The sequence below is a fragment of the Nakamurella sp. GG22 genome (assembly GCF_052976845.2).
Genome location: NZ_JBRIIO020000015.1, coordinates 141807 through 148748, shown reverse-complemented (window position 1 = coordinate 148748; position 6942 = coordinate 141807). Strand labels below are relative to the sequence as shown.

At 69.7% G+C, this 6942-nt stretch carries 6 protein-coding genes, 3 tRNA genes and 1 riboswitch; of the genes, 2 read left to right on the top strand and 7 right to left on the bottom strand.

From position 1 onward, the window contains the following. Positions 1-67 precede the first annotated feature (67 nt). Complete coding sequence (locus tag ACVBEQ_RS16380) at positions 68-568, top strand: hypothetical protein (RefSeq protein ID WP_473163183.1); 501 nt, start codon at positions 68-70, stop codon at positions 566-568. A 68-nt stretch (positions 569-636) separates the two neighbouring features. On the opposite strand, the gene ACVBEQ_RS16375 is transcribed toward ACVBEQ_RS16380, so the two are convergent. The 5 genes from ACVBEQ_RS16375 to ACVBEQ_RS16355 form a co-directional block, all read right to left on the bottom strand. Further along, positions 637-713: transfer RNA gene (locus ACVBEQ_RS16375), tRNA-Phe, on the bottom strand. 44 nt (positions 714-757) lie between these two features. Next, positions 758-831, bottom strand: a tRNA-Asp gene (locus tag ACVBEQ_RS16370). Positions 832-875: 44 nt separating this feature from the next. Next, a tRNA-Glu gene (locus ACVBEQ_RS16365) sits at positions 876-948 on the bottom strand. A 154-nt stretch (positions 949-1102) separates the two neighbouring features. Next, complete coding sequence (locus ACVBEQ_RS16360) at positions 1103-1693, bottom strand: peptide deformylase (RefSeq protein ID WP_447154372.1); 591 nt, start codon at positions 1691-1693, stop codon at positions 1103-1105. A 68-nt stretch (positions 1694-1761) separates the two neighbouring features. Then, positions 1762-2286 carry a flavodoxin family protein gene (locus ACVBEQ_RS16355; protein ID WP_447154364.1) on the bottom strand — a complete coding sequence of 175 codons (525 nt, stop codon included), beginning with the start codon at positions 2284-2286 and terminating at the stop codon, positions 1762-1764. Positions 2287-2510: 224 nt separating this feature from the next. Further along, a riboswitch (SAM riboswitch) is annotated at positions 2511-2625 on the top strand. Positions 2626-2664: 39 nt separating this feature from the next. Between ACVBEQ_RS16355 and ACVBEQ_RS16350 the strand changes: the two genes are divergently transcribed. Further along, positions 2665-4110 carry an aminotransferase class V-fold PLP-dependent enzyme gene (locus tag ACVBEQ_RS16350; protein WP_447154363.1) on the top strand — a complete coding sequence of 482 codons (1446 nt, stop codon included), beginning with the start codon at positions 2665-2667 and terminating at the stop codon, positions 4108-4110. A 97-nt stretch (positions 4111-4207) separates the two neighbouring features. On the opposite strand, the gene ACVBEQ_RS16345 is transcribed toward ACVBEQ_RS16350, so the two are convergent. Both ACVBEQ_RS16345 and ACVBEQ_RS16340 read right to left on the bottom strand, forming a co-directional pair. Then, positions 4208-6316 carry an MDR family MFS transporter gene (locus tag ACVBEQ_RS16345; RefSeq protein WP_447154362.1) on the bottom strand — a complete coding sequence of 703 codons (2109 nt, stop codon included), beginning with the start codon at positions 6314-6316 and terminating at the stop codon, positions 4208-4210. Next, the gene (locus tag ACVBEQ_RS16340) at positions 6316-6852 is read right to left on the bottom strand and encodes a MarR family winged helix-turn-helix transcriptional regulator (RefSeq protein WP_447154361.1); all 537 of its coding nucleotides are present in this window, start codon (positions 6850-6852) and stop codon (positions 6316-6318) included. The genes ACVBEQ_RS16345 and ACVBEQ_RS16340 overlap by 1 nt, the downstream gene beginning before the upstream one ends. Positions 6853-6942: the final 90 nt, after the last annotated feature.

Sequence of the window (6942 nt, the reverse complement as noted above, 5' to 3'; positions counted from 1 at the left end):
CTCCGACTCAGCCCACGGTTGCCGAGTACCACGGACAAGCACGAATCGATACCGGCCGGCGTCCACCGTGCCGACGCGGCGCCTGCGGGCGGACGTGAACCGGGTGATGCGCGCGACCGGCCTGCACGGCTTCTCGACGGTCGTCCCGTTCGCCAGGCCGGGACGGCACACAGTCTGCGTCACCGCCCGGCCGGCAGGGACGTCGACGGCTGCCGTGAGTTTGGGCTGCAAGAGCGTCGTCGTCCCCGGCCCCACCCGCGGCGCGTTCGACAAGGCCGTCGGGTCGAAGCTGTCGTACACGATCAGGGGCTGGGCGTTTGATCCGAACAGTGCCGCCGCCTCCAGCATCGTGCGGGTGACGCTCGACCGCAGGCCCGCCAAGGACATTCGCGCAGGATCGGCACGAGCGGACGTCAACCGGATTTTCAAGATCACCGGCAAGCACGGCTTCTCGGTGCGACTGGTCGCAACGAAAGGCAGGCACACGGTGTGCGCCACCGCGATGCCGCTGTCCGGGAAGTCCTATGCCCATCCGCTGGGCTGCAAGGTGGTCACCGTCACGAGCTGACGCACCGGACGGGCCGCCGAAAAACCAACTGGGAGAACACCCGCTCGGGTGTTCTCCCAGTCAAGGCGTGGTGGCCAGGGCCGGGATCGAACCGGCGACCTTCCACTTTTCAGGCGGACGCTCGTACCGACTGAGCTACCTGGCCAGCAGAACGGGCCGGTTCCACAACTGTGGATCCGGCCCGTGCAGCGACCCCGACGGGACTTGAACCCGCGACCTCCGCCGTGACAGGGCGGCGCGCTAACCAACTGCGCTACGGGGCCTTGCTGTCGTTCACGCACCGACCTTAGCCGATCCGAGAACTCCGTACCCCCAACGGGATTCGAACCCGTGCTACCGCCTTGAAAGGGCAGCGTCCTAGGCCGCTAGACGATGGGGGCTGGACCGTAAACCAACCTCCGACGGCTGGCCGTTGGGAGCTTGGAAAGCATACGGCACCGCCGTGGAGACCTCCAAAACCGTACATCACCCGGAGGTGGCCGCCGTCCAGGGCCGCTGATCGGCGGAAATTTCCGCGATGACTCGACCCACCGATCAGAACCCGAGGCGGCTCCGGATCGCCGACACCGGTCCGCCGCCCCAGAGGTCGAGCAGGTTCGCGGTCGTCGACAGCGACCGGGTCAGCGCGCGGTCGAGGTACAGGGTGCCGTCGAGATGGTCGGTCTCGTGCGCGACGATCCGCGCGCCCCATCCGTTGACCTCCTCGTCGACGTCGGCACCACGCTCGTCCTGGCACCGCAACCGGACCGAGGTGGCTCGTCGCACCACCGCCTGATAGCCGGGGACGGACAGGCAGCCCTCGTAGAACTCCACGCCCTCGGGCCCCGGCTGGTAGGTCGGGTTGACCAGCACCCGCGCCGGGGTGGGATACCGGTCGCGCTCGGTGGCGAGGTCGGGCGGCAGGTCCGCCCGGTCCTCGATGACGGCGACCCTGATCCCCAGCCCGATCTGTGGCGCGGCCAGGCCGACGCCGGGAGCGGCGTGCATGGTCTCGAACATCGATGCGAGCAACTCGTTCCACAGGTCATCGGGCAGCGAGAAGTCGTACGGTGCGGCGGGTTGACGCAGCACCGGATCTCCGGCGAACACCAGCGGCAACGGCCGTTGGCCGTCCAGCAGCGCCATCACCTGTTCGATCAGTTCCGCCACCGGGCCACCCTAGCGACGTCCCGCGCACCGCCCGGGAGCACCTGTCAGGAGGCCACCCCGGGCCGGGCCGCCCGCCCGGACAACTGCCGGCCCCAGCGGGCCGCACGATCAAGTTCGCCGTCCACCAGCGGACCCTTGGTGCCGGCCACGTAGAAGCTCTGCGCGGGCGCGAAGACGGTGCAGCCCAGCCGGCGCAACCGGCGCTCCGCGGCGTGCGCGGCCGAGCCGGGCAGGTGCGGCTTGTAGACCCGGGTGTCGAACGCGGCCACCTGGAGTTGCGGCGACACCTGGACGGCCGCGAGCCACTCCCGGATACCGAGTTTCTCGGACAGCACGCCGGCCCCCTCGGACTGCTTCACCGCGTCCTCCCGGGTGCCCGGCCGGCTCATGCCGAAGGCGTGCGTGGGGCCGCCGACGATCAGCACGTCGACATCGGGATCAACGACCCCGGGCGCCGTCCCGACCTCCAGGGTCTCGACGTCCATCTCCTCCGCGAGCCCGCGGGCCACCGCGTCCGCGACGTCCTTCGTGTCACCGAACATCGATTCGAAAACCACCAGTGCACGCATGATCAACGGCCTCCCCTGAACACATCTCCCGAACCCGTCCGGGCCCGGTTCTCAGACCGATTCCAACGTCATCACAGGGGGCCGTCCCCGGCCAGAGGCGAAGGACCCGCCGCAGTCTCGGCGGTGCCAGCCCGGTTTCCCGGGTCGGCGTCACGTGCCGTTCGTCTGCGGCGTGCCGCACACAGGGGGTGACGAAAGGGCAGGCTGCTGCTACTGTGCCCGCAGGTCATGAGTGCCAGCAGATAGCCCCGGCTTGCTGGCCGGCAACCCTCCAACCGCGGTGGGGTGCCCCGGGTGAGGACCTGGCTGGGCGCGGAGTGCGTCCGGCAAGCGCGGACCTCAGTGCTCCTGACGGTCCGACGGACCGAGGAGTATTCCGTGACCGTGTTGCTGGAACGACCCGACCTGCTGTCCGCCCTGGCGCCCCGGCGGGCCACCGCCCGGCCGCACCTCGTCGCCGTGCCGCGGCCCGACGACCACACCGTCTCGCATCCGCATGCCCCCGGCCTGGAGATCGTCGGATCCGACGCCACGGTGCCACTGGCCGGCGGCGGGCGGGTGGCCTACGCCAACCTTGACCACGGCGCGTCCGCGCCGGCGCTGCGCATCGTCCGGGACACGGTCGACGCCCTGCTCGAGCGCTACGCCAGCGTGCACCGCGGCGCCGGGTGGCATTCGAAGGTCTGCACCGCGCTGTACGAGGGCGCCAGGGAACCGGTGCGGAACTTCGTCGGCGGTCGTGCCGACGATGCCGTGATCTTCACCCGGCACACCACCGACTCCTTCAACCTGCTGGCGCACTGCCTGCCGGCCCGGTGCACGGTCGTGGTCTTCGAAACCGAGCACCACGCCGCCCTGCTGCCCTGGAACGGCGCCGGCCAGGACCGGACCGTGGTCCGGCTGAAGGCCCCGGCCAGCCCCGCCGCCGCTGTCGCCGCCGTGGACGACGCGCTCCGCCGCCGCGCCCCCGGACCGGCACTGCTGGTGATCACCGGCGCCTCGAACGTCACGGGCGAGCTGTGGCCGGTCGCCGAACTCGCCGCCGTTGCGAGGTCGCGTGGCGCGCGGGTTGCCCTGGACGCCGCGCAACTGGCGCCGCACCGGCCGTTCTCGATCGACGACCTGCACGTCGATTACGTCGCACTGTCCGGCCACAAGCTCTACGCCCCGTACGGCGCAGGCGCGCTGGTCGGCCGGGCCGATTGGCTCGCCGCCGCGCCGCCGTACCTGATCGGGGGCGGCGCGACCGCGAGCGTCACCGATGACGCAACGACGTACAAGCCGCTGCCCGAGCGGCACGAGGCCGGATCGCCGAACGTGCCAGGCGCCGTTGCACTCGCCACGGCATGTCACGCGCTGGCGACCGCCGACCGGCATGCGCTGGCCGTTGCGGAGGCCGCGCTGACGGTGACCCTCCAGGAGGGACTGGCCGATATTCCGGGCGTCACCGTGCACTCCTTGTTCGGCGGCGCGGTCGACAGCATCGGCGTCGTGACGTTCACCATCGCCGGCCAGCAGCCGAACGTGGTGGCCGCGGCGCTGTCCGCCGAGCACGGGATCGGTGTGCGCGACGGCGCGTTCTGCGCGCACCCACTGGTCCGGCACCTGTTGGGCGCCGCTGGGTGCTCCGTCGACGACGGCGGGCAGGCTCTCCGCGCGTCCGTCGGGCTCGGCACCACCACCGAACACGTCCAGCGCCTGGTCGCCGCGGTCGAGTCCATCGCGTCGTCCGGCCCCCGGCGGAGGTACGTGCTGGTCGACGGCCGGCCGGTGCCCGCCGTCGACGACCGGGTGCTGCCCGTCATCGCCCCCTGGCAGCGCTGACCGGAGATCGAAAAGCCAACTGCGTACCTTCCGGGTGCTCCGGAACGTACGCAACTGGCTTTTCGATGTTGCTGCGAGGCTTTCGATGTGCCGAGGGTCAGACCTCGGCGCGGTGCCGGCCCCGCTTGCGGGTCGGGGAGGCCTGCTCGACCCCGTTCAGCACGATCCCACGAGCCGCCGGATCGTCACCGTCGCCGGTGAGGGCATGCGTCCCGGCCTCGAGCAGCGCGTGCGCACCGCTACCACCGTTCTGCACAGCGCCGTTCGATGCGCCGTTCGAGGCAACACCGTTCGAGGCAGCACCGTTCGAGGCAGCACCGTTCGCGGCGACACCGTTCGAGCCAGCACCGTTCGAGGCAGCACCGTTCGATGCGGCCCCGTTCGAGGCGGCACCTGCGGGGCCGTCGGACCCGCCGCGATCCGACCCGCTGGCTGCGGAGCCGTTGGCCAGCGCCGCGCCGGCGAGTTCAGGTGAACCGTCGATCGCCTCGCCCTGAGCTGCGGCCAACGCGGCGGCCTCGTTGTCGGCCTGCTCCTGCAGCCGCTCGTCCAGCGCGGAGCGGGTCCGCAGCGGCAGCTCCTTCATCGCGATGACCAGCACGAAGGCCAGCACCATGATGATGCCGCCGATGATGTACACCAGGTGCGTCGAGTCCACGTAGCCCACCTGGAACGGCCGGGCGATGACCGGGTCCAGGGTGTTGAGGAACGACGAGTCGGTGCTCAGCGCGTCGCCGATGCCGGAGGCCGCAGCGGCATTGCCCTGGGAGGCGGCGACCAGACTCTGCGCGACGGTGTGGCTGGCGCTGTTGGGGTCCTGCGCCGCCGCGGCGACCGCACTGTTGAAGCTTGCCGTGCCGGAGGCCGACTGGAGTGCGCCCTGCACCTTGTCGGGCAGCGAGTTGAACAGCAGGGACAGGAACACCGCGACACCGAGCGTGCCGCCGAGCTGGCGGAAGAACGTGGCCGACGACGTCGCGACGCCCATGTCCCGTGCCGGGACGGTGTTCTGCACCGCGATCAGCAGGGTCTGCATACACAGGCCCAGGCCGAGACCGATGGCGAAGAAATAGATGTCGAGCACCAGGTAGGAGGTGTCCACCGTGACGGTCAGCATCAGGAAGAAGGTGACCGCGAGGATCGCGGTGCCGATCACCGGGAAGATCTTGTAGCGACCGGTCTTCGACGTGAGCTGGCCCGAGAGCACCGAGCCGCCCATGATGCCGACCATCATCGGGATCAGCAGCAGGCCCGACTCGGTCGGCGTCGCACCCTTCACCAACTGCAGGTACAGCGGCAGGGTGCTCAGCGCACCGAACATCCCCAGGCCGATCAGCACGTTGACCGACAGGCCGATCGAGAAGACCCGGCTGTTGAACAGCCGCATCGGGATCAGCGCCTCGTCCTTCATCCGGCGTTCGATCAGGATGAACGAGACGACGCCGATGATGCCCAGCGCGATCAGGCTCAGCACGGCGGGCGAGCCCCAGCCCCAGATCCTGCCCTGCTCGGCGACCACCAACAGCGGGACGATGCCGAGCACCAGCGCACCGGCGCCCCACCAGTCGATGCGGTGGTCGGTGCGGATGTGCGGCAGGTGCAGGACCTTCGCAACCACGGCGAGGGCGATGAGGCCGATCGGGACGTTGATCAGGAAGACCCAGCGCCAGCCGGTGATGCCGAACAGGGTGTCCGCGCCGGCGAAGAAGCCGCCGACCAGCGGGCCGACGACGGACGAGGTTCCGAAGACCGCCAGGAAGTAGCCCTGGTACCGGGCGCGCTCACGGGGCGGCGCGATGTCCGCGAGGATCGCCAGCGCCATCGAGAACAGGCCACCGGCACCGATGCCCTGCACGGCGCGGAACGCCGCCAGCTGGTACATCGAGGTGGCGAAGGTGCACATGATCGAGCCGACGATGAAGATGCTGATCGCGATGAGGAACATCGGGCGGCGGCCGTAGATGTCCGACAGCTTCCCGTACAGCGGGGTGGTCACCGTCGAGGTGATCAGGTAGGCCGTGGTGACCCAGGCCTGGGCCGAGAGTCCTTGCAGGTCATCGGCAATGGTGCGGATCGAGGTGGAGACGATGGTCTGGTCCAGGGCGGCCAGCAGCATGCCGGCCATCAACCCGATCAGGATCGTCTTGATCTGTGAGTGGGTCAGGCCGGCCGGTGATTCGGCGACCTCGGGTGTTGCGGTGGACATCAGGAGGGTTCCTTCCCATGGTGGCGCAGCATCGCCGTGATGATCTGTTCGCGATGGGCCTCGATGCCCTCGGTGTACTTGGTGATCAGACGCAGCAGGTCGTCCCGTTCTTGTTGCGGCCAGTCGGCGATGACCGGCCGCATCGTGGCGCCCCGCTGTACCGAGAACTCCCTCACCCGGGCAAGGCCGAGTTCGGTCGGTACCAGGATCGATGCGCGGCCGTCGTCCGGATCCGCCTGACGCTCGACGAGCCCCGCCTTCACCAGCGACGCCACCTGCCGCGAGACCGTCGACGGATCCGCACAGACCTGCTCGGCGAGGTCGCTGGCCCGGCTCGGGCCGTGCTGGGCGAGCCGGACAAGCAGGAACAACTGCGAATGGTCGGCGTTGGGGTCCGTCGCCACCCGGGACTTGATGCTGTTCAGCTGGCGCATCATCGTGATGATCGCCGCGGCGATCTCCTCGGCGGAGCGCTGCAGCTCGGGGTCGGGGGCATCGGTGAGGTCGTCGGCCGGCGACAGGTGCAGGCTGGTCATCCCTCCCCTTTCCAAAGGCTGATTAATAGTTGCGTGCACAACGCATCTAGTTGTTGGACGCAATCATGCACCTGGATTGGCGAGAACGCA